We start from the raw sequence: 23560 nt of genomic DNA, 5'->3' as shown, positions 1-23560 counted from the left end.
CCTGAATCTATGAGTAAGCGGAAAGCTGGTAGCTTCACCTGCTTATAAAAGCTATTAGTTAGACTTATGAAACCTATTAGTTAGCCCGCCGCGAGTTTTTGCCGAGGCTTATAAAAGCTATTAGTTAGACTTATAAAAGCTATTAGTTGGAAGCCAGCCAGCAGGGAGTCTCGAAAACCACTAACTACCCGTGACTTATAAAATCTATTAGTTCGCCGAAAGGAGGGGTAGTGATAGTCCCGGATTCTGGCCCTATTAATTAGCTTATCAAAGCTATTAGTTTGGCTTATGAAACCTATTAGTCAGCTTATAAAACCTATTACCCGGCTTATAAAACCTATTAGTTGGCTTATAAAACCTATTACTAAAGCTGCTTAAGACGCTGAGGTACAAAAAGTTGCGAGCCCTGCAAATACTTTAAATACTTAAAATACTCACAAGCTTGTTGAAGCTGAAGTACAAAAGCTTATAAAGTGGTGGTTTAGGGCGATACCCGAACGAAAACAACAAAAAAGGGAGTCTAAACAAGCACAAAATGGGATTGCACTTTTTAAAGATTTTTTTACCTTTTTCTACTAATTAGAGCATTTCTGTATAACTCAAAGGTAAGTCAAATACTACGCTGAAAGCTTACAGACGGCTCATTAATAGATTTTATAAGTCTCATAAGATGCTCTCGACAGCTTCTTCAGCAGCACCCGAAACAGACCAGGAAGGGGCCGCTGGGCATGATAACAATGCTCACAGGACTCTCTGGGCTTATAAAACCTATTTTTTAGCAGGCTTGACGGCCTACAGTTCAGCTGAGCAGGTAAGTGAACTAATAGGTTTTATAAGCCAAAATGCGGGGTAGCATCATCTGGTAGTAGGTTTTGAAGTGCTAAAGAAGAGCGCAGCGAGGCATTATCAAGTTTCCTGGACTGCAACTAGGCGGCAGTAAGCATATCAGCACTAACAAGTGGCTTCTACGTGCCTCTGAAGGGCATTGGGACGTAGGTCGAACCGCTTTGACTTGTTTCCTTTGCGCCAAAAGCACCTCACGGTTACCGTCCTGACTGACCTTAACAATTACTCTTGAGCCCCGCACGGCGTAGCCAGGAAGAAGATACACCACACATGACTGAAGAAGTAACCCGCCAGGCCGACGTTGCCCCTCTTCCATTCCCAGACCTGAGTTTGACTGTTTCCTATGCTGATGCACTGCTCTATGCCCAATCAAGGTTAAAAATGTTGGGCAGTGGGGAATTGAAGCCTTTTTGTGAGGCCCATCAGCTTACCTACACCAACATCGTCAACCTGAAAAACGGCAAACTCAAGCGCGAAGAGCCGCGCCTAGTGCAGCGCGTGCTCGGTAGCTTAGACATGCCGACGCAACTGCTCCGATTTCCCCCTACAAGTAAGACCCCTTGTTTTGTGTTGACGGATGCCGAGGCGCTGGCCTCGTTTCAGACGCAACTCCTATGGCTTAAAACCTTCAAGACTTAAGAAAGCGAGGGCAGTTGGTGAATTGCTCCAACAGTCACTAAGGTTCTACTTACTTAAACTTCAGTTTCCAGCTCCTCCGCAATGCTCGCAAACTGCGTCAGCGCCGCCTGCAGGTTCTCGGTGATTTCTAGGGCCAGCACGTCGGGGGCGGGCAGGGTGGCGCTGTCTTCCAGGGCGTCGTCCTTGAGCCAGAAAATGTCGAGGTTGACCTTGTCGCGTGCCAGCAGCTGAGCCAGCTCGTAGCGGTGGAACTGCTCGGTTTCCTGGCGCTGGGCCCGTTGGCCGGGCTGGCCGTAGCACTGAATGAAATCCTGCAGGTGGGCCAGGGTGAGCGGGTTGCCTTTGGGAGTGAAGTGCTGGTTGGTACGCAGGTCGTACACCCACATTTCCCTGGTCTGGGCCTGCTCGGCGGCGGCGCGCTTCTCGAAGAAGATGACGTTGGCCTTCACGCCCTGGGCGTAGAAGATGCCCGTGGGCAGGCGCAGCAGGGTGTGCACGTTGCAGTCCTGCAACAGCTTGCGGCGGATGGTTTCGCCGGCCCCGCCCTCGAATAGCACATTGTCGGGCAGCACCACGGCGGCCGTGCCGCCCACCTTGAGGATGGTATAAATGTGCTGGACGAAGTTGAGCTGCTTGTTGCTGGTGGTGGCCACGAAGTCGGTGCGCTCGTAGCTGAGCGTGTCCTTGCTGGTCTGGCCTTCCTCGCTCATCACCGTGATGCTGCTCTTCTTGCCGAAGGGCGGGTTGGCCAGGATAAAGTCGTACCGCTCGCCGGGGTCGGAGAGCAGGGAGTCGCGGTTCTGCACCGGGCTTTCGGTCGAGCCCACGCCGTGCAGGTACAGGTTCATGGCCGCCAGGCGCACCACCGAGTCCACGATGTCGGTGCCGTGGAAGGTGTGGTCGCGCAGGAACTTGAGCTGCTCGCGGTCCAAGTCCTTGCCGTGGGTGTCGACGAGGTAGTCGCGGGCCACCAGCAGGAAGCCGGCCGTGCCGCAAGCCGGGTCGCAGATGGTCTGGCCCGGGGCGGGGGCCACGGCTTCCACAATGGCTTGGATGAGCGGGCGCGGGGTAAAGTACTGGCCGGCGCCGCCCTTCACGTCTTCGGCGTTCTTCTGCAGCAGGCCTTCGTAAATCTCGCCCTTCACGTCGAAGCCCAGGCCCGACCAGTTCTCGCGGTCAATCAGGGCCAGCAGGTGCTTGAGGCGGGCCGGGTTCTGAATCTTGTTTTGGGCCTTCTTGAAGATGACGCCCAGCATGCCGGGCTCCTTGCCCAGGTCGGTGAGCAGGTGGCGGTACTGCACCTCCAGCGCGTCGCCTTCGAGGGGACGCAGGCTGGCCCAGTCCTTTCCTTCCGGCACGGCCGGGGCGTTGGGCGCGCCGGCCTGCTCGTCGGCCATCTTCAGAAAGAGCAGGTAGGTGATTTGCTCGACGTAGTCGCCGTAGCCCACGCCGTCGTCGCGGAGCACGGTGGCGTAGCCCCAGACGCGTTGGACGAGGGATTGGGCGGTGGCATTCAAGGTTGGGTGGAGCATGGCGTAGGTGGCAAAGAGGGGTGGCCCCGTACGGGGACCGGTGATAAGGGGCGGCCGTTACGGGCAGGGGACGGTTTCGTTGGAGAGGTACTCGCTCTTCTTGGCGCCGACGTAGGCGTAGGAGAAGGGCTTGTCGGTGCGGGTCATGCGGGCGCAACTGTAGAGACCGATGCCGCGGCTGATGCGCGAGGTGCTGGTTTTATCGAGCGAAGCGCCGGTGAAATTGGCCATGTAGCCGCTTTGGCGGTGGGTGTTTTTCAAAATCACCACGTAGCGGCCGTTCACCTTCACCTTGAGGACCTGCAGGTAGGGGTTGGTCGTGGCCGCGGCGCTATAACTCAGCCCCACCTCGCGCATTATCTGGTTGAATTGGCACACGTAGGGCTGCTCGCTGGTGTCATCGTTCAGGAGCTTGAACACCGACAGCAGCGCCTCCGCATCGGCTTTCTGCGCCGCATTTTCGGGCTCGCTGATGAACGACTCGACATCGTGCTTGTACCGGTCCGCGTCGTCGCTAAACAGAGCGTCCACGAAATGGGAGCGCAGCGAGGAGTAGCTCTGGCAGAAGCCGCGAAACGGAGCCAGCAGAATGGCCAGGGCCAGAAGAGTTGAAAGACGCATGGGGTTAGGAAGGGGTAAGGTAACCAGAAGCAGGCACGCGCCTATAAGGGCATGGAGAGCTGCTTTGATGCCGGCGAGGTTTTGGGCTCCCGGGCCTTGCGGGCTTTCGGCGGGGCCGTGGACTCATTCTGGAGCCGCGCGAGCAGCGCAGCGGCCGGCTCGTCGGTGGCATCCTGGGGCACGAGGCGACCGGTAAAGGCGCGGTGCAGGATGCTCTGGCGCAGGCGCTCGGCGCGTTTCAACTCGTCGGCGAGGGTCTTACTCAGCGCATCGAGCACAGTGAGGCGGCTTTCAGCTTCATCTACAATTTGCTTCTGCTCCTCTAAGGATGGAACAGGAACACCCACCTTGGAGAGGATTTCCAAGTTTATGTTCTTCTGTGCGGTGGCTGGTGCATAACGCTCGATGTTCTCCTTGGCGGTTCTCAAGAAGAATTCGATGAATTTGATATTGCTGTGATTTTTAGGGGTGAGAAAACCTACAACACTATCTGGGAAACAAGCATCAAACCCTAGTAGCGCGGTTTCAGCGATGTTCGCCGCGATGGTGATGCATAAGGTCCCTGTAGGCCATAAACGGCTCTGGGCTAATCCAAACTCGCTATATGATTGGGTATAAGACCTGATAACGCCATTTGCATGACGAACATCACCGGTTTGAATAAAAGGGTAAGCATCGCCGTAAAGGCGTTTATCGTCACGAGGCCGGTGCTTTGATTTTCCGCGGTTCAATTCACCAAGCTCTGGTAGACTTGCCCAAGCCCATCCTGCGGGAAGCTCCGGCAGTTCTTCCGTATCCACCGCTTCCGGCTCCACATACTTCGATTTCCACCCATCTCCCAACGGCAGCTGCCCGCCGCGCTTGGCGACCTGAACGGCTTCCCAGGGTGTTGTTAAACAAATAGGGTAAAACCTCCGACTCGGCCCTACGCCGGTTTGCTCAGCTGCGCCTGTAGGGTCGTTTGGACCGTGGCAAAGTCGCGCCAGGCACTCAGGCCCGCCTGCTCCAGCAAGGCCTCGTGCTGCTTGGCCCACTGCGCGGCCGGCAGCAGGTAGTGCTCAAACGCCCGGTACTGGTAACAGCACGTAAAGTTGAGTTGGCCGGACTTGATGGCCGTGGCCATCTCCAAAAAAAGGAGGGCTTTATAAAGGGAGGTGCGTAACCGACCTTGCGCATCGAGGACGTAGGCCCGTTGCGTGAGCGAGAGAAAGTCCAGCGGCACCTGCGCGCCCAGGTGCCCGTCGTGCTGCTGGTAGTAGTGCACGGCCCGCCACAGGTCGGCGCGGGTGGTCGCTTCGTCGACGACCAGCGCTTTGACCAGGGCCCCGAGCTTGGTTTGCAGGCGCAGCGACGCCCCGGCCAACGCCTCGTGAAACAGCGCCTCGCCCGCCTGCTGCTCGGTGGCTTGGCGTAATTGCTCCAGCTGCTGGTGGTCTTCGCTCAGCTGCGCGGCCGTGACCTGGTGGCGCTGCAGCAGCGCGTCGATACGGGCCAGCTTTTGCTCGGCCGGCACGTCGGGCGCGTCGACCAGGGCGCGAATCTGGGTCAGGGCCTGCAGGTGCCGGTAGCCCCGGCCCGTGACCTGATTGGTTAGCTGCTGCGTGGCGGTGCGTTGCTGGTAAAGCGTCTCCTTGACCTGCTCGCGGCACTGATTGGCGGCGCTGGTCATGGTTTGCAGCAGCGTATCGACCAGGGCATCACCCAGCTCGTAGTACTGGTGCACCACGAAGCTGAGCAGGTAGAGGTAGCGCCGCTCGTCGCGGCGGTAGAGCTGCGCGGCCTGGGCCCGCAGCACGTACTCGGCGTAGTAGGTGACGGCCTGGTCGGAGAGGCGCAACCGCTGCCAGAACGGCTGCAGCTGCTCAAAGAGCTGCCGCAGGGAGGCGAAATGGGTGACCCGTTCGCGGATTTCCCCGGCCCGCAGGCCCTGGCGGATGCGCTTGAGAAAGGTGAGCGGGTAGCGCCGGTCCGCATCCGCCTCGCGGGCGTCGGGGTCGTCGGCGGCCAGCAGCCGGTCCAGCAAGCGCTGCTCGCCGGGCTGCAGGTGCTGCTGCAAGCGGTGGAGCAGCCGTTTCTCAAACGCGAGCAGGGCCCGCGTGATGAGGTCGGCCAGCGTGTTGTAGGTGGGCAGTTCCAGCCGGTGCTCGTGCAGAAACAGCACCAGGTAGTCGAAGACAGTCGACGGCTTGAGGTGCTGGCTGCTCAGGCGCACGGCCTCCTGGTACAAACGCTCCGTGGCGGCCGCCTCGAACCGCGCAATACCCAGTTGCTCGCAGATGAGTTGCTGGTGGGCATAATAGCGGGCATCAGCGTAGCGCAACGGGTCAAAGTCGGCGGGCCCCAGGCCCAGCTGCTGGGCCACGTACGCCACATCGGCCGCGTGGTAGCGGGTGGCCACGTAGAAGCGCTGGCTAATCTGGAAGTAGCCCAGCTGCAAGACAAACCCGACGCGGTTGGCCGGCGCCAGCATCCGGGCCAGGTGCGCATCCGCCCAATCCGGGACGGCAAAGACCCGGGCCTGCTCGGCCGCTGGTACCAGCGGGGGCTGCTCGTAGAGCTCACGTTCCTTGCCCAGGTGAATCCGCAGGTGCGTGGCCATAAGCTACCCAGAAGGCGATGGTATAAACGACCGTTATTTCTACCCACCAATGATAGCGTTAACGTCCATGTAAAGGCATCGAAAACCGGTACCTTTACGAAGCGCATTTACCTTATCGCTAACCTGCCCGTTTTGCCCATGCTATTTGGCTACGTCCGCGTCTCCACGAGCGCCCAATCGGCCGAGAGCCAGAAGAGCCTCATCGCCCGCTATCTGGTCGAGCACCGCTGGACCCTCGACGAGTGGATTGAAGTAGAAATGTCTTCCCGCCGCACCGCCGGGCAGCGCCGCCTGCCCGAGCTGCTGGCCAAGGTTGGCCTTGGTTAAAAGTTTGGTACAAAGGTTAAACGGGCGGGGCCGCAGGAGACTCCCAGTCGAAGGCAAAAAGGGCCTCCAAATCGAAGGGGAGTGAATCTTTTAGGGCGTCGTCCGAGAAATCGAACTCGCCGTTCAGATTGATGTGCTGCCAGCTCGCCCGTGAGCTGGCAGTACATCAATCTGCCACGGACTAGCGCTCGGCCGCCGGGGCATGAAGCAGCTACTGGTTGGGACAAAGGCAATTCCAACAGACGATTACGTTCTGCACCAGCCGTTTGCAAGGGCCTGCTTGCGTGGGTGGTCGCATGCCCGCCGTCGCCCGCTCATGGATACTCTCGCGGCCATACCCAGCCAGCGCGGCGAAGAGGCCCAAGACCGCCCGCCCGGCCGGGGTGGCCGTATCGATGCCTAGGTCCAGAGCGACGAAGCGGACCTGCCGGGCGTGCAGAGCGGCCACCACCTACATGATGTGGGTGCTGTTGCGGCCCAGCCGGTTCAGGCGGGCTAAAGTCACCGTGTCCCCGGCACGCAACGTGGCCAGCCGCTCGGTGAGCACCGGGCGCTGTGAGCGTGCCGCTGATTTTTTCCCAAATCAGGCGGTCTACGCCCGCGACCTTTAGTTGTCCATATCAAAATGTCACATCTGCGTACTTTGCCGCCATGTCCGATTTCCGTCTGCGCGTATTTGCCGCTGTGGCCCGGCACCTGAGCCTGACCAAGGCCGGCCAGGAGCTGTTTGTGAGCCAGCCGGCCGTTACCAAGCACATCCGGGAGCTGGAAGCACAGTACGGCCAGCGCCTGCTGGAGCGGCGCGGCAACCGCGTGACCCTCACCGAGGCCGGCCGCCTGCTGCACGCCCACGCCGATGCCGCCGCCGCCGCTCAGCAGCAGCTGGAGGACCAGCTGCTGGCCCTGCGCGACCCCGACGAGGCCGCCGGCCGCCTGCGCCTGGGGGCCAGCACCACGCTGGCCCAGTACGTGCTGCCGGGCCTGCTGCCCGCCTTCCAGGCCCGCTACCCGCAGGTGCAGCTCTCGTTTCTGAACGCCAACTCCGAGCGCATTGCCGAGGCCCTGCTGCGCGGCGAGCTGGACCTAGGCTTCGTGGAGGGCCGCACCAAGAGCCACGACCTGCACTACGAGCTGCTGCTGCCCGACGAGCTGGTGGCCGTGCGCCGCGCCACACCCGGCGGCCCGCCCGCCGCCCCGCTGCCCCTGGCCGAGGCGCTGGCCCACCCGCTGGTGCTGCGCGAGCGGGGCTCGGGCACGCTGGAAATCCTCGAATTTGCCCTGCGGGCGCAGCACATCAAGCTCAGCGCCCTGCCCGTGGCCATTTACCTGGACAATACGGAGGCCATCAAGCGCTACCTCGAAGCCGCGCCCACCGCCCTGGGCTTCGTGTCGCGCCGGGCCCTGGACCGCGAGCTGGCGGCCGGGCTGCTCGAAATCGTGCCCATTGCCGGGCTGCACTTGGCCCGGCAGTTCGAGGCGGTATCGGTGCAGGGACAGGTGCTGGCCCGGCCGGCGCAGCGCTTCCTGAGCTTCGTGCAGGGGCAGCTGAAGGGGGGCAAATAAAAAATGGTGATGCTGGATAACTATTCGGTATCCGCTGAAAGCACCACTTTATGAGCAGCTTACGTACCATTGCAGCGTAGTGCGGACCGGGTGGTTCGCCCATCTTCACCCGACTTACTTATACTCATGGAAAACACTCCGCAGCCCGCCCCAACCGATGCGCAACCCGCCGCCGAACCGGCCGCCCACGATGGCACCCCGCACTACGGCGACTTCGGCCACCCCGCCGACCCCACCGCGCCCCGCCACTACCAGGCCCCGACCAACGACGGCTCGAACGACAACCCCGACGAGTTCAGCGAATTTCGCGGCAAAAATGCCTCAGCCACCGAGCAATACTGCCTACCCGGTGCTATTGCTGACCCAAATTTGCAGCGCGGGCACGTCGAGCAAAACCAGCACCCCGAAGCCATTGCCGCAGCCGAGGGGGGCAGCGACGCCGAAGAGCGCGCCGCCTACGCCCTCGACGACCCGCGCTACGCTGGCGGCGACGTATTCGATTTGAAGGACGAGCAAACCGGCTTCTAAGCCCTCAGGCCAGTAGTTCATCCGTCCAGCGGCCGGCTCGTACACCACGAGCCGGCCGCTGGCGTTTCCAGCCCTCGCGGCGGCCGGCTTGGCCACGCAAAACGGACGCGCCACCCTGGCTCGGCCCGGGCAATCAATAACCTTTGGTTATGCAGGATAATACTATTGGATAATCCAATCGGTGGGCAACGCCGTATATTTGCCTCAGAAACAAACCCCTCCCGCTCATGGCCCTCCCAGTTCAGCCCACGCCGCTTCAAGCTTCCACCCCGCTGCCCGCCCCTGCCCCGGCCGGGGAAACCGCCGCCCCCGAATTCAACGAAACCACCGGCTTCTTCCGCCACCTGCACACGCCCCGGGTGGTGTTCGGGCAGGACTTCACCTTGAAGCAGGTGGTGTTCGTGCTGTTCTTCGTGTTCTGCCTCACGCCCTGGGCCTCGCCGCCCATTGCCCTGGCGCTGGGCCTGCTGCTGGCCCAAACCATCGGCAACCCCTTCACCACGCAAACCAAGCAGGCCACGGCCAAGCTGCTCCAGTTCTCGGTTATCGGGCTGGGCTTTGGCATGAATGCCCACGCGGCGGTGCAGGCCGGCAAGGAGGGCATCATTTTCACGGTGGTGTCCATCTTCGGCACGCTGCTGCTGGGCCTGGTGGTGGGCCGGTGGCTGGGGCTGGGCAAGCACGTGGTGCATTTGATTTCGTGCGGCACCGCTATTTGCGGCGGCTCGGCCATCGCGGCCATCGGACCGGTGCTGCGGGCCAAGGACGAGGAAATGTCGGTGGCGCTGGGCACGGTGTTCGTGCTCAATGCCGTGGCCCTATTCGCCTTCCCGCCCATCGGCCACGCCCTGGCCATGACGCAGAACCAGTTCGGCCTGTGGTGCGCCATTGCCATCCACGACACCTCTTCGGTGGTGGGGGCGGCGGCGGCCTACGGCAACCAGGCCCTGGAAGTGGCCACCACCGTGAAGCTGGCCCGCGCCCTCTGGATTATCCCAATTTCCATCGGCACGGCCATGCTATTCAAGCAGAAGGGCGTGAAGGTGAAAATTCCCTACTTCATCTTTGGTTTCATCGCCGCCATGCTGGTCAACACCTTTATTCCCGCCGCCAAGCCCCTGGGCCCGGTGATGGTGAACCTGGCCAAAATCGGCCTCACGGTGACGCTGTTCTTTATCGGCGCGGGCCTCTCGGCCAAGGTGGTGCGCTCGGTGGGAATAAAGCCCTACGTGCTGGGCATTCTGCTCTGGGTAGTGATTTCGACCGGCTCGCTCTACGTGATTCTGCACACGGTCTAGCCGCCTGAACGGGGCAGAGCGGCCGAATGGTAGCGCTTGCTTTGCCCGATTTAACTAATTGACTGTCTGCATTCCGCAAAACAAGTTGTTTTGCGCGCTGGCTGGCCATTGCCGCCTGTTTCACCTCTTTCCTTGGCCTCATGGAAACCACTCCCGACCCCTCGCCTCGGCTGCAGCCGGAAGACAAGCAGGCCTTCATCAAAATCGCTGGCCTGCTGACCTGGGTGATTGCCCTGATGGTGCTGGTAGTAGCCGTGACGGCCTACATCGTCGTCTTCAACCCCAAAACGCCCGACCTGCTGGCCGATGCCCCGGCCACGACGGCCGCCGCTGCGAGTGGGCCTGCGGCGGGCTTGCCTGACGTTGCCGGGGGGGCTGTGGGGAGCAAAACCAACTTCTTCCAGCCCGCCCGCTTCGTGCTCGACAGCGTGAAGCCCGACCCGGAGGGCCAGCTCATCCGCTACGGCCACGAGCTGATTGCCCACACCGCCCACTACCTCGGCCCGCAAGTGGCCAACCCGGCCCTGCGGCTGGCCGGCAGCAACCTGGCCTGCCAGAACTGCCACCTGCAGGCCGGCCAGAAGGCGTTTTCGGCCCCCTACGTGGGCATCTGGGGCATTTACCCCACCTACAAAGGGCGCGAGGATGCCATCAGCACCCTGGAGGACCGCATCAATGGGTGCATGACGCGCAGCCTCAACGGCCGGCCCCTGCCGGTGGACGGCAAGGAGATGAAGGCCATCATCACCTACATGAAATGGCTGGGCCGCCAGGTGCCAGTGGGGGAGAAGGTGAAGGGCCAGGGTTTTGTTAAGTTCACCATGCCCAACCGCGAGGCGAATCTCGGGCAGGGCAAAATCGTCTTCGCCCAGCAGTGCACCAGCTGCCACGGAGCCAATGGCCAGGGCCGCCTCAACGGCACGCTGGCCGCCGATGGCTACCAGTACCCGCCGCTGTGGGGGCCCGACAGCTACAACGACGGGGCCGGCATGCACCGCCTGCAAACGGCGGCCCGCTTTATCAAGGCCAACATGCCTTTCGGCGCCACGGCCGAGCACAGCATCCTCACCGATGACGCCGCCTACGACGTGGCGGCCTACATCAACTCGCTGCCCCGCCCGCGCATGGCCCACCTGGAAAAGGACTACCCCAACCTGAAAAAGAAGCCCGCCGACTGCCCTTACCCGCCTTACGCCGACCGGTTTACGCAGCACCAGCACCAGTTTGGTCCCTACGCGGCGATGGAAGCGGGCAAAAAGGGCGGCGAGTAGCCCCGCACCGATTTCCAGTTTCACCCCTTTCGTTTTCACCGCGCTGCTTCGGTGGTGCCCTTTCCCCAGTTGCCATGAAACACCTGCTGCTGACCGCCGCGCTGCTCGCCGGCCTCACCCTCTCGGCCCGCGCCCAGACGCCCGCCACCCGCAACGCCACCGCCATGCATGACCGCGAAGCTTTTCAAAAAGGTGCCTTCCAAGGGGCCACGGCCGACCAGGCCCAGTACCATGTCATCTACCAGCTCGACAGCGACGACCCCAAGCTCATCCAGCAGACGCTGCGTAACATCGGCAACGCGCTGGAGGACAGCCGGCTGAAAGGCAAGCTCACCGTGGAGCTGATTGCCTTCGGCGGGGGCACCACGCTCTACCGCAAGGACCAGCCCTACGAGGCCCAGCTCACGGCCCTCAAGCAGAAAGGCGTGATTCTGGCCCAGTGCCTGAACACGCTGAAGGAAAGGAAAATGAGCAAGGACGAGCTGCTGCCGCTGATTTCCTACGTGCCCAGCGGCAACGGCGAGCTTATTATCCGGCAGGCCCAGGGCTGGTCGCTGGTGCATCCGTAGCGCCGGGCTCTCCGCTGCTTTTGTGCTTTTCTCCGCTTTCCTTACCCAACCCCATGAAACCCCTTCCGCACCTGCTGCTGGCGCTGGCACTGGCCGCCCCGGCCGCCCTTTTCGCCCAGACCATGCCTATCCAAAAGCCCACGCCGCCCGAGCCGGCCCACCGCTTTGACCCGCCCTGGAACGCGCCGTTTCAGGCTGGAGTGCCCTTCACGGTGCCGGGCATCGACAACGCGCCCGACCTCTACGGCGACGTGGTGGACCCGCAGTTGGTGGTGTTTTTCGGGGGCAACCAGTTCATGGTGCTCGATGATTTGCTGAAGGAGTTCCGCAAGGCCCACCCCGAGTACGTGCGCATTTTCGTGGAAACGCTGCCGCCCGGCATCCTGGCTAAGCAGATTACGCAGGGCAGCCTGGTAGTAGGCAACCTGCGCATCGAGCTGAAGCCCGACGTGTACGCGGCCGGCAAAAACCGCATGGATATGACGCCGGAGTGGTTTGCCCGCACCACCAGCTACGCCCAGAACCGGCTGGCCATCCTCGTGCGCCAGGGCAACCCCAAGAAGGTGACCAGCCTGCGCGATTTGGGCCGGCCCGAGGTGCGCGTGAGCATGCCTAACCCCGAATGGGAAGGCATCGGCAAGCGCATCGAGGAATCGTACGAGAAGGCCGGGGGCGCGGCCTTGAAAACGGCCGTGATGACGACCAAAGTGAAAGCCGGCAGCACTTACCTGACCCAGATTCACCACCGCCAGTCGCCCCTGCGGGTGCTCTACGACCAGTCCGACGCGGCCCCGGTGTGGTACACGGAGGCCTTTTATCAGAAAATGCTGGGCCACCCGGTGGAAAGCGTGGCCATCCCGGCCAAGGAAAACATCATGGCCAACTACGTGGCCGGGGTGATGAAAGCCGCGCCCCACGCCAAGGCCGCCGAAGACTTTGTGGCCTTCCTTAACAGCCCAGACGGGCAGGCCGTGTACCAGAAATACGGCTTTTTGCCGCCCGTTAAGTAACGCGCTAATACCCATGAAAACATCCCCGCTTACCCGGCTCCGCCGCTTCGCTCTATTGCTCATGTCTCCTGCTCTGCTCGCGGCCGCGCCGGCCGCCGCCCAAACCCTGCACGTGTACGGCCCCGGCGGCCCGGCCACGGCCATGAAGGAATGCGCCGCCGCCTTCACCAAACAAACCGGCCTGGACGTGGCCGTCACGGCCGGCCCCGAGCCCAAGTGGCTGGCCCAGGCGCAGCAGGACGCCGACCTGGTGTACGGCGGGGCCGAGTACATGCTCACCCAAACGGCGCTGGCCCACCCCGGCTTTATCGACGAAGCCAGCCGCACCAGCCTCTACGCCCGGGAGTCGGCGGTGCTGGTGCGCCCCGGCAACCCGCTGCACATCAAGCGGCTCGAAGACCTGGCCCGGCCCGGCGTGCGCCTGCTCGACGTGAACGGGGCCGGCCAGATGGGCATGACCGAGGACATGGCCCGCAGCAGCGCCCTCATCAGCAACCTGCAGCACAACACCAAAACGTCGGTCAAAACCAGCGCCGAGGCCGTGGCCCTCTGGCAGCAAAAGCCCCAGGACTACGACGCCTGGATAACCTATGCCTCCTGGCAGCCGCGCCTGCCCGGCTCGGCCCTCGTGCGCCTGCCCCGCGACCAGCGCGTGAGTCGGGGCACGCCCATTGCCCTCACCCAGCGCACCACGCAGGCCGCCGCGGCCCGGCAGTTCGTGGCCTTTCTGCAGTCGGCCGACGGGCACGCCATTTTCCGCCGCAACGGCTGGGAATAGGCCGGGCGTTGGCGGCCGGAAAGCAAACATGAAGAACGTCCTGCTTCGGCTGCGCTCAGCAGGACGGGCAAATGGCTCTTGGTTTTCACTATTCCACCTTGCTTTCCCGCATTCGCATGGCTATTCCTTCGCTTCCGATGCCGGTGCCTAGCACCCCGTTGCCCGCCGCCCCCCCGGCCGACCACGAAACGCCGCACTGGCTGTTTCGCTACGTATTCAGCCAGGACCCCAAGACCATTGCCAAACAGTACCTGCTTACGGGCATGGCCTGGGCTCTGGTGGCGGGCACGCTTTCCACGCTGTTTCGCTTGCAGCTGGGCTAACAAAGCAAGTTTGAAAATACGGGCCGCCGTACCTGCGGCAACCGCTTCTCCATCATCCAAACCCCATGACCCGTCTCGCTCAACTCCCCGGCCTGCTCGCCCTGACCGGCCTGCTGCTCACCGCCATCAACCCACCGGGTCACGGCCAGGAAGGCGGCAAAATGCTCAAAAAAGAAGGCAAAACCGACAACAAGTTGCTGCGCGAAAACCGCCGCATGATGCGCGACGGCCGCGTGAACCACGGCCAAAGCCTGAGCAAAGAGCCCAAGCTCGTTCGGGAGGAAGACCGGCTGGACCATCGCCAGGCCCCCGCCCCGCGCAAAACCCGGCGGGCGGGCGGTTCGCCGCGCTAGCCGATGGCCCAGTCTTCGTCCCACGCACCGCCCCTGGCCTACACTGAAGTAGCGGGCCAGAGCCTGCGCCGCATCGAGTCGCTCAGCGACGGCGTGTTTTCCATCGCCATGACCCTGCTCGTGCTCAACCTGCGGGTGCCGGCCGCCGCCCTCGTGCGCACCGAGGCCGACGTGGGGCCGGCCCTGCGGGCGCTGCTGCCCAACATCGGGGGCTACGTGCTGGGGTTTCTCTCGCTGGGCATTTTCTGGGTGTGCCAGAGCACGCAGTTCACCTACCTGGCGCGCAGCGACCGCCGGCTGGCCTGGTGGCACATTGCCTTTCTGCTGGTGGTGGGGCTGCTGCCCTTTTCCACGGCGTTTCTCACCACCCATTTTCCCCTGCGCGGGGCCGTGCTGGTGTACTGGGCCAACCTGCTGCTGCTGGGCGGGGCGTTGCTGGGCAGCTACCGCTACGCCCAGCGCCACGGACTGCTGCGGCCCGAGCACGCGGCCGTGGGCCGGGCCCTGGTGCGCCGCCTGGGCCTGATGCAGGTGCAGTACGCGGCAGCGGCGGGCCTGTGCTTGCTCAGCGTGCCGGCCGGGGCGGGGCTGCTGCTGCTGGTGCAGCTTAACTACGCGTTGGGCCTGGTGGCCGACCGCTGGCTGGGCGACTGAAGAACCCATCGGGGCCAAATGGTGCCGCGTGGGTGGCCGTATACTCCCCCATTGCCTGTCCTATTTCCTTTCTGCTCCCTCCCATGAAAAAACACCCCCGCCTGTACCTGGGGCTGCTGGCCGGCGTGGTCGCCATCACCGCCAATACTCTGGTGCTGAAAGCGGCCCCGCTGATGGCCGTCAACGCCGAAAGCGGTGGCCTGCTCAAGCTTGTGCTGCTGCATACCACGCCGGTGTTGCCGGCCGGGCTGCTGCCCGTGGTCAAAGCCGAGGGCTTCAAGCTGCTGTTTCATTACCTCACGGGGCTGGGCATGGTGGGGCTGTACGTGCTGGTGTTCGAACCCCGGCTGCCGGGCAATGGCTGGGTAAAAGGCGGCCTGTTTTCGCTGCTGCCCTGGGTCCTCAACGGCTTCGTGGTGCTGCCGCTGCTGGGGCAGGGCTTGGCGGGCGGGCACGTGCTGACGGCCGGCGGCATGGCGTACTTTTTTGTTGCCAACGCGGTGTTCGGGCTGGTGCTGGGCGGGCTGTATGCGTACCTGCGCCAGCAGCAGGAGGCGGCAGGGGTCTAGCAGCGCTGGTTTCCGTAAGCGTTTGCTAGTTAAATTTCCGCTCTTCTCGGCGCGCATTTCCGTCCTGCCCCACTATTTAAGTCTGGTCATGAAAATCACCAAGTACATCCATTCCTGCCTGCTGTTTGAGCTGGATGGCCAACAAATTCTCTTCGACCCCGGCAAGTTTTCCTTCAACGAAGGCCTGGTGCAACCGGAGGTTTTTAAGGACGTCTCGGTCGTCCTCATTACCCACGACCACCCCGACCACCTTGATGTGGTGGCGCTAAAGAAAATCGTGGCCCTGCACCAGGCCGTCATCATTTCCAATCGTGAAGTGGCGGCCGAATTGAAAAAGCACGGCCTGGCCGTGCAAATCCACGAGGAAGGCCCCCTGGAGTTGGGCGCGTTTCAGCTGCACGCCCTGCCGGTGCAGCACGAGGCCATTCTCGACAGCCCCTTGCCACAGATGACAGCCTGGCTGGTGAATGGCAAGGTGCTGAACCCGGCCGACTCTTTTGCCCATAATCTGCTCCCCTTCGCGGGCGTGGAGCTGCTCATTCTGCCCATCACCGCGCCTTTTCTCACGGAGCTCGTGGTGGCCGATTTCGCCCTGAAAATGCGACCGCAGCAGATTCTGCCAGTGCACGACGGCTACATCAAGCCCTTCTTCGTGCAGCAGCGCTACGAGAACTACGGGCCGTACTTTGAGAAGCACGGCATCACGTTTCACCGGCTGGCCGAACCGGGCGCGGCCATTACCCTCACGTAGCCCACCCCCATGCCGCTTACCCCCACCAACCCCCTCACCCTGTCGGACCGGCTGGCCCTGCAACGGACCCGGCTGGCCAATGAGCGGACCTTGCTCACCTACGTGCGCACCAGCCTGGCACTGGTGGGCTTCGGGTTGGCGCTCCTTCAATTTCACCCCGAGCGGGGCGGCCGGTTGGGGTACTCCGCGCTGGCCGTGGCGGGATTGGTGCTGGCGGTAGGGCTGCTGCGCTTTCGGGCGCACCGCCGGGAGCTGGCGACCTGCCAGCTCCCGGCTGGCGGCGGTAGTTGAGCAACAAACACCCCCGGTGCTACCCGAGGCAAAAGCGTTTGCACCCATAAAAAAGGCCCCTGATGCGTCATGCACCAGGGGCCTTTTTGGTCAGCAGCCGGCTTACGGCTGCGTGAGCGTGACCGCGCCGGCCGGGTTCTTGTCGCCGAGCACCACCACGGCAAAGCGCCCCGCCAGCCGCAGCCGAATCTGGTAGTAGGCGTTGACTTCGACCGCGCCCTCGGCATCGGTTTTGAAGGCGATAACCGGTTCCGGGGCTACCAGCGCGGTTTTATTGTCCGATAAGTATAAGGTGTAGTTCGTGTTCGGGGCCAGCCGCTTGAGAGCCAGAATCAACTCGTCCACGTCTTCTACCGGCCGGATAACGGCCACGCCGCCTACCCCGGGTACCGGCTGCGTACCGACGGGTACCAGGCGCAGGTTAACGGGCGCGACTGGCACAAAGGCTTCCAGGTTGCCGGTGCCGGGACTGCCACCGCCGGCCTTCACCACGTAAATGATGGCGTTCGGGTCCTGGCCACTGGGAGTTTCGCTCAGCTTGGTATTGGTTTTGGTATCGATGCTCACCAGCGCGTCGCCGTATTCCAGGCCTACGTACACCTTGCTGCCGTCGCCATTGGGCCACACGCCGTGCGGATTGGGGCCCACCGGAATGGTGGCCACCAACTGGCGTTGGCGGGTGTATACCTTCACCGCGTTTTCGCCGCCCACGGTTACGTAGGCAAAGTCGCCGGCCGCCGCGCCGCTGAAGCGGGTGCCACCGCCGGGGCCGGCCAGGTTCACGTGGTTGGTGCCGGGGCCGGTGTCAATCACGCCCTCCACGGCGTAGGTCTGGGCATTCACCACCGTCACCTTGCCCACGTCCTTGTGCGTAAGCCATACCTGCTGGCCGTCGGCCGTTACGGCCAGGTTAGGGGAAAACTTGCTCACCACCGGTACGCGCGCTATTACTTCGCGGGTTTTCACATCCACCACATCCAGCTCGGCCGTGAAGGAGTGGTCCACAAAGGCCACCTTGCCGTCAGGCCGGAACACCACCATGCCGGGGCCCGGCGCAGTCTTGATGTTTTTCACGGCCTGCATTTTCTCCACGTCAATCACCGTTACGTAGTCGGCCCCGCGTACCGTCACCCAGAACTGCTTGCCGTCGGGCGTGAAAAAGCCCTCGTGGGGATTACGGTCCACATACACGGTGTTCTTAATGGCGTTGGTGGCCAGGTCGATGAACACCACCGCGTTGGTAAGGGTAGCAATGACGCCCAGCGTCTTGCCGTCGGGCGAGACGCCCATGCCGTGCACGTTGGTTTCCCGGTCGTAGAGCGGGCTCAGGAACTGGGGCCGCCCTTTACCCAGGCGAATCACGCCCAGCAGCTGGTTGGTGTTCGGGTCATGCACCGACACCGTGTTCGACGACTGGTCGGACGTGTACACCCGGTCGCTGGCGCTGGGCGCTTGAGGGCCGGGGTCGGCCGGCACTACCATGTCGGGCTGGGCATCCTCATCGTTATTTTTCGAGCAGGCCCCGAGCAGCAGGGTGGCCGCGAGGGCGAAAGTGGAGAAGTTAGGAATGCGCATGGAAAAATAAAATGGAGTGGAAGGGATGCTAAAAAATGAAGGCTGGCTCGTCGTGAAACGGGCCAGCCTTCGGGCCGTTACGGGGCTACGGCCTAAAATTCAGGGCCTTAGCGCGGGGCCGGGGTCAGCAGCTGGCCGTTGGCCACGGGGCTGATTTGCACCACCTGGGTGGCGCTGCCGGTTTTGCCCGCCGCGTCGGTTACGGCGGCTTTGATGGTGACGCTGGTTTTGCCGCCCAGCTGCAGGGTGCCGCCCACGCTCCAGCCGAAGGTGGTGCGCACGAAGCCGCTCGGGTCCAGCTCGCTGCCGGCTGTGTTGAACACCGGGGCCAGGTTGCCGCCGGCCGGAATCACGTTGCCGTTGGGCTGGAGCAGGGGCACGTCGAAGGTGACTTTCAGGCCCGGCACGTAGCGGTTCACGCCGGCGTTGGATTGCGTCTTGTCTTCAATCGTGCCGCGGTCAGCGGCGGGCTTGCCGAAGGCACCGTCCCCGTTTTCGGCCACGTTGATGCCGTTGCGCGACTTATCGAGCGCCGACACCTGGATGAAAAACAGCGCGCCGCTGGTGGGCGGGGCCGGCAGCACACCCGCCGTCTGGATGCCGGGGCTGATGCTGGAGGGGGTGCGCGGGGCAATCATGGTCACCGTGGGGCCGTCGGGGTTGTCCACCGTGCCGTAAGTGATGGGTTTGGGGGCGGGCGTCAGGGCCTCACCGCTGAGGGCCCCGTTGGGTCCGGGGCCTACCTTCAGCAAGCGGGTGGCCGTGACCTTGCGGCCGGCGCGGTCCGTTACCGAAGTAGTCAGCGTGCAGCTGGTAGTACCGGCCGCCACCGACTCCAGCACGTGCCAGCTCACCCAGGTGGTCACGCCGGGGCCGGGCGTGTCGTCGGTGCCCGCAATGTTGAAGAGCGAGGCCAGGTTGGTTCCCTTGGGGATGGTGCCGCCGTCGGGCTTAATCAGGTCCACGTCGAGGCTGGCCGTGAAGCCGGGCAGGTTCACGTTGGGCTGGTCCAGGGCGGCGGTGTTGCGGATGTTGAGGCTTTCCTTGGTGGGGATGGTGACGGTGTCCTTGGTCACGATTTCCAGGTTGATGGCGAAGCCCGTGCCGTTGTAGTCGGCCGTGGTGGCGTTGCCCAGCCGCCCGCCGGGCATGATGGTCGCGCCCTCCACCGGCGAGACGATGTTGATCACCGGTGGCGCGCTGGTGTCGGCGATGGCCTCGTTGTCTTTCTTGCAGCCGCCGAGCAGCAGCGCACACGCCGCCACCGGCAGCAGAAACCGTTTGAGCGACTGCGCCCGCGAGCTGATGCCAGTGTGTTGATTGAAAATGGCTTGCATGTTGTAGGGTTGTGGTTACAAGTGAATTCAGTTTAGATTAGCTCGGCATTGCAGCAGGAATGGTTGTCCCGGCGGCCATTAATGGCCTTTGGGTGGCCGTCCAAAGGCGGACTATTCGGCCACCAAAACGGGTTCGCTGTCAGCGGCTTTGGGCGCGACGATTACCCGCGAAAACGTTTTGCCGGATGTATTCAAATCCCCGCCCGCGATGCGCTGCACCGGCCCCAGCGCCTGGCCCATGGCCCCGCCTTTGGCGTCGGTGCGCACGGTGGTCAGGGCGTAGTCGCGGGGGTAGGGTGCCTTGGTGCCGCTGGTCAGGAAGATGTCGTAGTCGGTGTTGGGCGTCAGGCCGCGCAGGGCGAAAGTGGCCAAATCCACCAGCCCTTCCGAGCGCAGGGTCATGGTGCCGGTGGCGGGGCCGGCGGTGGGCGGCTTCAGGGTGCGGACGATGGCGGGCTGGTCCACCAGTTGCCGGCCCAGGCCGGTGGCGCCGGCCGCGCCGGCCGGCACGGCGTTGGGCACGTACATCAGGGCCATCGGGGCCTGCCCGACTTTTATTTTGGCCAGCACTTTATTGCTCGCGGTGCTGATGGCCACGGCCGAGTCGCCGTTTTCCAGGCCCACGTACACCCGGCTGCCGTCGCCCGAGGGCCAGATGCCGTGCGGCAGCGCCCCCACCGGAATGGTGGCCAACTGCTTAAAACCCGGGGCGCGGCTGTACACCTTCACCACGTCCTCGCCGCCCACCGTCACGTAGGCCAGCTTGCCGGCGGCCACGTCCACCGTGGCCACGTGGTTGGAGATGGGGCCGGTCGTCAGCACGCCGCTGATGGTGAGCGTCTTGGTATCCAGCACCGACACCTTGCCCACGTCCTTGTGCGTGAACCAGATTTGCTGGCCGTCTTTGGTGGGGAAGATATTGGGCGAGAAGGGGCTCACCACGGGGACCTTTTTGATGACTTTGTAGGTGGCCACGTCCACCACCGCCAGCTCGGGCGAGAAGCTGGAACACACGAAGGCGCGCTTGCCGTCGGGGCTGAAGGCAATCTGGCCGGGGCCGTTGGGCACGGGCACGCGGCGGGTTTCGCGCAATGTGGCCACGTCGATGACGGAGAGGTAGTCCTCGCCGCGCACCGTTATCCAGGCCTCCTTGCCGTCGGGCCGGAACGTGGCCTCGTGCGGGGCGCGGCCCACGTACACGCTGCCCCGGATGGCATTCGTAGCCGTCTCGATGAACGTGACGTTATTGGAGCCCACCGACACCACGGCCAGCAATTTGTGGTCGGGCGAAGCGCCCAGGCCGTGCACCAGCGCCTGCCCTTTGTAGAGCGCCGACAGCAAATCGGGCTGCGGCTTGCCCAGCACAATCTGGCCCAGCAGCTTGTTGTCGACGGGGTCGATGACCGAAACGGTGTTGGAAATCTGGTCGGCGGTGTACACCCGGTCGCGGTGGCTCACGGCCTGGGCCGCGGCGGCGCTGGTAATAAGCAGCAGGCCGGGGAGAAGGGGAAATTTCATTTGGGATTGGGGAAAAGAACGTCATGCTGAGCATGTGGCGCATCAAGCCAGGAGCGCAGCCGTAGTCGAAGCATGACGGTTCTGATTGATTGGGCGCTATTTGCCAGAACTCTGGCTCGCCACCGGATGCTGCTTCAGCCAGGCGGCCATCTGCTGAATCTCGACCTGCTGCTCGGCGATGATGCTTTGGGCGAGGCGGCGCAGGGCCGGGTCTTTGCCGTATAGCAGTTGCAGGCGGGCCATGTCCACGGCACCCTGGTGGTGGGGCAGCATCATGGCCGCGAAGCTGGCGTCGATGTCGTTGGGGTTGGCGCCGGTCATGCGGCGCATGCCCTCGTCCATCACCACCATCACCGAATCCATGCCGTGCTGGAAGGCGGCGACCGGGGTGCCCGGGGCGGCCATGCCGTGGTTCATGTGCATGCCGGCCATCCCGGCCATGCCCGGCATCGGTTTCGTGCCCGCCGGGTTATGTTGGGCGTGGGCTGTCAGGGCTCCGATGAAGGTGAGTGCTAGTAAAAAGAGGAAGGGTTTGGTCATGTCGTGCGCCGTTGCCACCTCATGAGCGGGGGGCTGGTGCGCTAACGGGCAACTCCAGAAGATGAACGCCCGACACGGGCCAACTGGACCTATTCCGGGGTGAACCGGCCTTTTGCGGCCCGGCCCGGCTCAGGCGAAGCGCTTGAGCAGCTGCTGCACCCCGGCGCTGTAGCTGCGCGAGGAGGTGACGTGCTGCCCGTTGGCCATGCGAAACAGGTACTCGCCGTGCGACCAATGCTTAAAATCCACGATGTGGGCCGGGTTGACGATGCACGAGCGGTGAATGCGCAGGAACACGGCCGGGTCGAGCCGCTCGGCCAACTGGCCCAGGGCCGTGCGCAGCGGGTAGTGCCTGCCGGCCGCGTGCAGCAGCACGCCGTTGCCGGTGGCTTCGAAGTAGCACACCTCGGCGGCCGGCACGAAGAAGCTGCGCTCGGGCAGCTTCACCAGAAACTGGTCCTGGTAGTCGGCCGCCGGGGCGGTCCAGCTGTGCAGCAGGGCCTCCAGCTCGGGGACGCGGGCCTGGTCCTGGCGCAGCGCCAGCTGCTGCTGCACCCGGCCTACGCAGTCGGCAAACCGGTCGGGGTCCAGCGGTTTGAGCAGGTAATCGACGGCGTGCAGGGCGAAGGCCTGCACCGCGTACTGGTCGTAGGCCGTCACGAACACCACCAGCGGGAGCGGCTGGCCGGCCGCCTGCAGCCGCCGCAGCACCTGCACGCCATCAAGGTCAGGCAGCTGCACATCAAGGAAAACGACGTCGTATGCGCCGGTGTGCAGGGCGGTGAGGGCCTCGGTGCCGTTGGCGGCTTCGCCCGTTACGGCCAGCGCCGGAAAATCGGCCAACAGTTCGCGCAGCAGGCTGCGCGCCAGGGGCTCGTCGTCGACCAGCAGCGTGCGGATGGGGCTCATGCGGGCTCTGGGGTAACGCCGGCCACCGCCCGCCGGAACGGGATGGACAAGCGCAGGCAGTAGCCGCACGCCGGGGCCGACTCCACCGCCAGGGCATAGTCCGGGCCGTAGAGCGTGGCCAGCCGGCTTTCCAGGTTGCGCAGGCCGATGCCCCGCGCGGCGGTGTCGGCCGCGCCCCGGCCGTTGTCCTGCACTTGCAGCAGCAGCCGGTCGCCCTGTTTTTCGGCCCGCACGGCCAGCTCGCCGGCCCCGGCGCGGGGCGCCAGGCCGTGGCGCACGGCGTTTTCCACCACTGGCTGCAGTAGCAGGGCGGGCAGCAGCGCCCCTTCGGTATCGGGGGCAATATTGTAGCGCACGGCCAGCCGGTCAGGGAAGCGGGTTTGCTCGATTTCCAAGTAGAGCCGGGTGAGGCGCAGCTCCTGTTCCAGGGTCACTTCCTGCTCGTCGGTACCTTCCAGCACCAGCCGCAGAAACTGGCTGAGCTGGGCCAGCATGCGCCGGGCGGCCTTCACGTCCTGGCTCATCAGGGCCGAGACGGCGTTCATGGAATTGAAGAGAAAGTGCGGCTGGAGCTGCATTTTCAGGGCCTGCAGCTGGGCCTGCACCAGCTGGGTTTCGAGCTGGGCGGCCCGCACCCGGCCTTCGCGGTACCGCTCGCGGTACTGCACGGCGTAGGCGATGCAGAGCAGCATCCAGTAAATGGGCACCCAGCTGTTGGCGTTGGCCACGACCTCGGCGAGGGAAACCCGGCCCGGCACGGCCCCGCTGCCGTGCATCACGGCGGCGTACACGAGGCGGTAAGCAAGCGTGAGGACGTAGCTGGCCGCCGCGTGGGCCAGCAGGTGCCGCAGCCGGTGGCGGCTCTCGAGGAGGTTGAAGCGGGCCGCCAGGGCAAACACCACCGGCGTGAGCAGCCCCCAAATCAGGCCGTGCAGCAGGCGCCCGCCCAGGGCCTCGCGCCAGTCGGTGGGCGTACCGGCCGAGAGGTTCTGCACGAAAATCAGCAGCACCATGAACCCGCTGAACAGCAGCCACGCCAGGGCAATGGTGGCGCCGCTCACCAGGGGCGGGGTCTTCTGCGGCGTTTTCAAGGGCCCTGCGGTCGTGCTCATGCGCTTTAAAGGTAGCGAAACCCACCGCCACCGCGCCGTCCTGGCAT

At 63.6% G+C, this 23560-nt stretch carries 25 protein-coding genes and 1 pseudogene; 15 read left to right on the top strand and 11 right to left on the bottom strand.

The features are described from left to right. Nucleotides 1-1116 precede the first annotated feature (1116 nt). Nucleotides 1117-1485: a hypothetical protein gene (locus JAO73_RS19865; protein ID WP_198979011.1), complete on the top strand. Its 369-nt coding sequence runs from the start codon at nt 1117-1119 to the stop codon at nt 1483-1485. Nucleotides 1486-1538: 53 nt separating this feature from the next. Here JAO73_RS19865 and JAO73_RS19860 read toward each other — a convergent pair whose 3' ends face one another. From JAO73_RS19860 to JAO73_RS19845, 4 genes are all read right to left on the bottom strand, one after another. Beyond that, nucleotides 1539-3017, bottom strand: a complete 1479-nt coding sequence (locus JAO73_RS19860; RefSeq protein ID WP_198979010.1) for a class I SAM-dependent DNA methyltransferase — start codon at nt 3015-3017, stop codon at nt 1539-1541. A gap of 57 nt (nt 3018-3074) precedes the next feature. Beyond that, nucleotides 3075-3638 (bottom strand): hypothetical protein, encoded by a 564-nt coding sequence (locus JAO73_RS19855; protein ID WP_198979009.1) that lies wholly within the window; start codon nt 3636-3638, stop codon nt 3075-3077. Nucleotides 3639-3679: 41 nt separating this feature from the next. Further along, the gene (locus JAO73_RS19850) at nt 3680-4453 is read right to left on the bottom strand and encodes a restriction endonuclease subunit S (RefSeq protein WP_198979008.1); all 774 of its coding nucleotides are present in this window, start codon (nt 4451-4453) and stop codon (nt 3680-3682) included. A gap of 110 nt (nt 4454-4563) precedes the next feature. Next, the gene (locus JAO73_RS19845; protein ID WP_198979007.1) at nt 4564-6237 is read right to left on the bottom strand and encodes a DUF4158 domain-containing protein; all 1674 of its coding nucleotides are present in this window, start codon (nt 6235-6237) and stop codon (nt 4564-4566) included. Nucleotides 6238-6375: 138 nt separating this feature from the next. On the opposite strand from JAO73_RS19845, the gene JAO73_RS19840 reads away from it, so the two are divergent. Beyond that, on the top strand, nt 6376-6564 hold the full coding sequence (locus JAO73_RS19840) for a recombinase family protein (RefSeq protein WP_206986350.1): 189 nt from the start codon (nt 6376-6378) through the stop codon (nt 6562-6564). Nucleotides 6565-6775: 211 nt separating this feature from the next. On the opposite strand, the pseudogene JAO73_RS23515 reads toward JAO73_RS19840, so the two are convergent. Next, a pseudogene (locus tag JAO73_RS23515) lies at nt 6776-7111 on the bottom strand (recombinase family protein). A 104-nt stretch (nt 7112-7215) separates the two neighbouring features. Between JAO73_RS23515 and JAO73_RS19825 the strand changes: the two are divergent. The 13 genes from JAO73_RS19825 to JAO73_RS19765 all read left to right on the top strand — a co-directional run bounded on the left by JAO73_RS19825 (nt 7216) and on the right by JAO73_RS19765 (nt 16522). Beyond that, nucleotides 7216-8127 carry a LysR substrate-binding domain-containing protein gene (locus JAO73_RS19825; RefSeq protein ID WP_022821614.1) on the top strand — a complete coding sequence of 304 codons (912 nt, stop codon included), beginning with the start codon at nt 7216-7218 and terminating at the stop codon, nt 8125-8127. A gap of 126 nt (nt 8128-8253) precedes the next feature. Then, on the top strand, nt 8254-8655 hold the full coding sequence (locus JAO73_RS19820; RefSeq protein WP_019949224.1) for a hypothetical protein: 402 nt from the start codon (nt 8254-8256) through the stop codon (nt 8653-8655). A gap of 227 nt (nt 8656-8882) precedes the next feature. Continuing rightward, on the top strand, nt 8883-9953 hold the full coding sequence (locus JAO73_RS19815; protein ID WP_019949223.1) for a YeiH family protein: 1071 nt from the start codon (nt 8883-8885) through the stop codon (nt 9951-9953). Nucleotides 9954-10093: 140 nt separating this feature from the next. Beyond that, nucleotides 10094-11224, top strand: coding sequence for a c-type cytochrome (locus JAO73_RS19810; protein ID WP_019949222.1), 1131 nt, complete (start codon nt 10094-10096; stop codon nt 11222-11224). 74 nt (nt 11225-11298) lie between these two features. Further along, complete coding sequence (locus JAO73_RS19805; protein ID WP_019949221.1) at nt 11299-11793, top strand: DsrE family protein; 495 nt, start codon at nt 11299-11301, stop codon at nt 11791-11793. Nucleotides 11794-11846: 53 nt separating this feature from the next. Beyond that, the gene (locus tag JAO73_RS19800; RefSeq protein ID WP_019949220.1) at nt 11847-12803 is read left to right on the top strand and encodes a molybdate ABC transporter substrate-binding protein; all 957 of its coding nucleotides are present in this window, start codon (nt 11847-11849) and stop codon (nt 12801-12803) included. Between the two features lie 61 nt (nt 12804-12864). Further along, on the top strand, nt 12865-13581 hold the full coding sequence (locus tag JAO73_RS19795; RefSeq protein ID WP_233169304.1) for a substrate-binding domain-containing protein: 717 nt from the start codon (nt 12865-12867) through the stop codon (nt 13579-13581). A gap of 116 nt (nt 13582-13697) precedes the next feature. After that, nucleotides 13698-13904, top strand: coding sequence for a hypothetical protein (locus tag JAO73_RS19790; RefSeq protein WP_073112413.1), 207 nt, complete (start codon nt 13698-13700; stop codon nt 13902-13904). 65 nt (nt 13905-13969) lie between these two features. Continuing rightward, nucleotides 13970-14257, top strand: coding sequence for a hypothetical protein (locus JAO73_RS19785; RefSeq protein ID WP_198979005.1), 288 nt, complete (start codon nt 13970-13972; stop codon nt 14255-14257). 3 nt (nt 14258-14260) lie between these two features. Continuing rightward, nucleotides 14261-14911: a TMEM175 family protein gene (locus JAO73_RS19780; protein ID WP_198979004.1), complete on the top strand. Its 651-nt coding sequence runs from the start codon at nt 14261-14263 to the stop codon at nt 14909-14911. 83 nt (nt 14912-14994) lie between these two features. Continuing rightward, a complete protein-coding gene (locus JAO73_RS19775; protein ID WP_019949215.1) occupies nt 14995-15480 on the top strand; it encodes a hypothetical protein in 486 nt (161 codons plus the stop codon). Between the two features lie 88 nt (nt 15481-15568). Further along, on the top strand, nt 15569-16231 hold the full coding sequence (locus JAO73_RS19770) for an MBL fold metallo-hydrolase (protein ID WP_022821620.1): 663 nt from the start codon (nt 15569-15571) through the stop codon (nt 16229-16231). Nucleotides 16232-16240: 9 nt separating this feature from the next. Next, the gene (locus JAO73_RS19765) at nt 16241-16522 is read left to right on the top strand and encodes a YidH family protein (RefSeq protein WP_022821621.1); all 282 of its coding nucleotides are present in this window, start codon (nt 16241-16243) and stop codon (nt 16520-16522) included. Nucleotides 16523-16624: 102 nt separating this feature from the next. On the opposite strand, the gene JAO73_RS19760 is transcribed toward JAO73_RS19765, so the two are convergent. From JAO73_RS19760 to JAO73_RS19735, 6 genes are all read right to left on the bottom strand, one after another. After that, a complete protein-coding gene (locus tag JAO73_RS19760; protein ID WP_198979003.1) occupies nt 16625-18097 on the bottom strand; it encodes a YncE family protein in 1473 nt (490 codons plus the stop codon). Between the two features lie 107 nt (nt 18098-18204). Next, on the bottom strand, nt 18205-19434 hold the full coding sequence (locus JAO73_RS19755; protein ID WP_198979002.1) for a hypothetical protein: 1230 nt from the start codon (nt 19432-19434) through the stop codon (nt 18205-18207). Between the two features lie 111 nt (nt 19435-19545). Further along, nucleotides 19546-20952: a YncE family protein gene (locus tag JAO73_RS19750; protein ID WP_198979001.1), complete on the bottom strand. Its 1407-nt coding sequence runs from the start codon at nt 20950-20952 to the stop codon at nt 19546-19548. Nucleotides 20953-21048: 96 nt separating this feature from the next. Further along, a complete protein-coding gene (locus tag JAO73_RS19745) occupies nt 21049-21492 on the bottom strand; it encodes a DUF305 domain-containing protein (RefSeq protein ID WP_051166806.1) in 444 nt (147 codons plus the stop codon). A 129-nt stretch (nt 21493-21621) separates the two neighbouring features. After that, entirely contained in the window at nt 21622-22401 is a 780-nt protein-coding gene (locus JAO73_RS19740; protein WP_198979000.1) for a LytR/AlgR family response regulator transcription factor, read from the bottom strand. Further along, nucleotides 22398-23513 (bottom strand): sensor histidine kinase, encoded by a 1116-nt coding sequence (locus JAO73_RS19735; RefSeq protein WP_022821627.1) that lies wholly within the window; start codon nt 23511-23513, stop codon nt 22398-22400. Before JAO73_RS19735 ends, JAO73_RS19740 begins: the two co-directional genes overlap by 4 nt. Nucleotides 23514-23560: the final 47 nt, after the last annotated feature.

The organism is Hymenobacter miniatus (assembly GCF_016427455.1).
In the GTDB taxonomy this organism is placed as follows: domain Bacteria; phylum Bacteroidota; class Bacteroidia; order Cytophagales; family Hymenobacteraceae; genus Hymenobacter; species Hymenobacter armeniacus.
This window is presented reverse-complemented; position numbering and strand designations above follow the sequence as displayed.

Excerpts from the sequence above, each read along its gene's own strand:
- JAO73_RS19865 (WP_198979011.1), top strand. The coding sequence starts at position 1,117 with ATGACTGAAGAAGTAACCCGCCAGGCCGACGTTGCCCCTCTTCCATTC.
- JAO73_RS19860 (WP_198979010.1), bottom strand. The coding sequence starts at position 3,017 with ATGCTCCACCCAACCTTGAATGCCACCGCCCAATCCCTCGTCCAACGC.
- JAO73_RS19855 (WP_198979009.1), bottom strand. The coding sequence starts at position 3,638 with ATGCGTCTTTCAACTCTTCTGGCCCTGGCCATTCTGCTGGCTCCGTTT.
- JAO73_RS19845 (WP_198979007.1), bottom strand. The coding sequence starts at position 6,237 with ATGGCCACGCACCTGCGGATTCACCTGGGCAAGGAACGTGAGCTCTAC.
- JAO73_RS19840 (WP_206986350.1), top strand. The coding sequence starts at position 6,376 with ATGCTATTTGGCTACGTCCGCGTCTCCACGAGCGCCCAATCGGCCGAG.
- JAO73_RS19825 (WP_022821614.1), top strand. The coding sequence starts at position 7,216 with ATGTCCGATTTCCGTCTGCGCGTATTTGCCGCTGTGGCCCGGCACCTG.
- JAO73_RS19820 (WP_019949224.1), top strand. The coding sequence starts at position 8,254 with ATGGAAAACACTCCGCAGCCCGCCCCAACCGATGCGCAACCCGCCGCC.
- JAO73_RS19815 (WP_019949223.1), top strand. The coding sequence starts at position 8,883 with ATGGCCCTCCCAGTTCAGCCCACGCCGCTTCAAGCTTCCACCCCGCTG.
- JAO73_RS19810 (WP_019949222.1), top strand. The coding sequence starts at position 10,094 with ATGGAAACCACTCCCGACCCCTCGCCTCGGCTGCAGCCGGAAGACAAG.
- JAO73_RS19805 (WP_019949221.1), top strand. The coding sequence starts at position 11,299 with ATGAAACACCTGCTGCTGACCGCCGCGCTGCTCGCCGGCCTCACCCTC.
- JAO73_RS19800 (WP_019949220.1), top strand. The coding sequence starts at position 11,847 with ATGAAACCCCTTCCGCACCTGCTGCTGGCGCTGGCACTGGCCGCCCCG.
- JAO73_RS19795 (WP_233169304.1), top strand. The coding sequence starts at position 12,865 with ATGTCTCCTGCTCTGCTCGCGGCCGCGCCGGCCGCCGCCCAAACCCTG.
- JAO73_RS19790 (WP_073112413.1), top strand. The coding sequence starts at position 13,698 with ATGGCTATTCCTTCGCTTCCGATGCCGGTGCCTAGCACCCCGTTGCCC.
- JAO73_RS19785 (WP_198979005.1), top strand. The coding sequence starts at position 13,970 with ATGACCCGTCTCGCTCAACTCCCCGGCCTGCTCGCCCTGACCGGCCTG.
- JAO73_RS19780 (WP_198979004.1), top strand. The coding sequence starts at position 14,261 with ATGGCCCAGTCTTCGTCCCACGCACCGCCCCTGGCCTACACTGAAGTA.
- JAO73_RS19775 (WP_019949215.1), top strand. The coding sequence starts at position 14,995 with ATGAAAAAACACCCCCGCCTGTACCTGGGGCTGCTGGCCGGCGTGGTC.
- JAO73_RS19770 (WP_022821620.1), top strand. The coding sequence starts at position 15,569 with ATGAAAATCACCAAGTACATCCATTCCTGCCTGCTGTTTGAGCTGGAT.
- JAO73_RS19765 (WP_022821621.1), top strand. The coding sequence starts at position 16,241 with ATGCCGCTTACCCCCACCAACCCCCTCACCCTGTCGGACCGGCTGGCC.
- JAO73_RS19760 (WP_198979003.1), bottom strand. The coding sequence starts at position 18,097 with ATGCGCATTCCTAACTTCTCCACTTTCGCCCTCGCGGCCACCCTGCTG.
- JAO73_RS19755 (WP_198979002.1), bottom strand. The coding sequence starts at position 19,434 with ATGCAAGCCATTTTCAATCAACACACTGGCATCAGCTCGCGGGCGCAG.
- JAO73_RS19750 (WP_198979001.1), bottom strand. The coding sequence starts at position 20,952 with ATGAAATTTCCCCTTCTCCCCGGCCTGCTGCTTATTACCAGCGCCGCC.
- JAO73_RS19745 (WP_051166806.1), bottom strand. The coding sequence starts at position 21,492 with ATGACCAAACCCTTCCTCTTTTTACTAGCACTCACCTTCATCGGAGCC.
- JAO73_RS19740 (WP_198979000.1), bottom strand. The coding sequence starts at position 22,401 with ATGAGCCCCATCCGCACGCTGCTGGTCGACGACGAGCCCCTGGCGCGC.
- JAO73_RS19735 (WP_022821627.1), bottom strand. The coding sequence starts at position 23,513 with ATGAGCACGACCGCAGGGCCCTTGAAAACGCCGCAGAAGACCCCGCCC.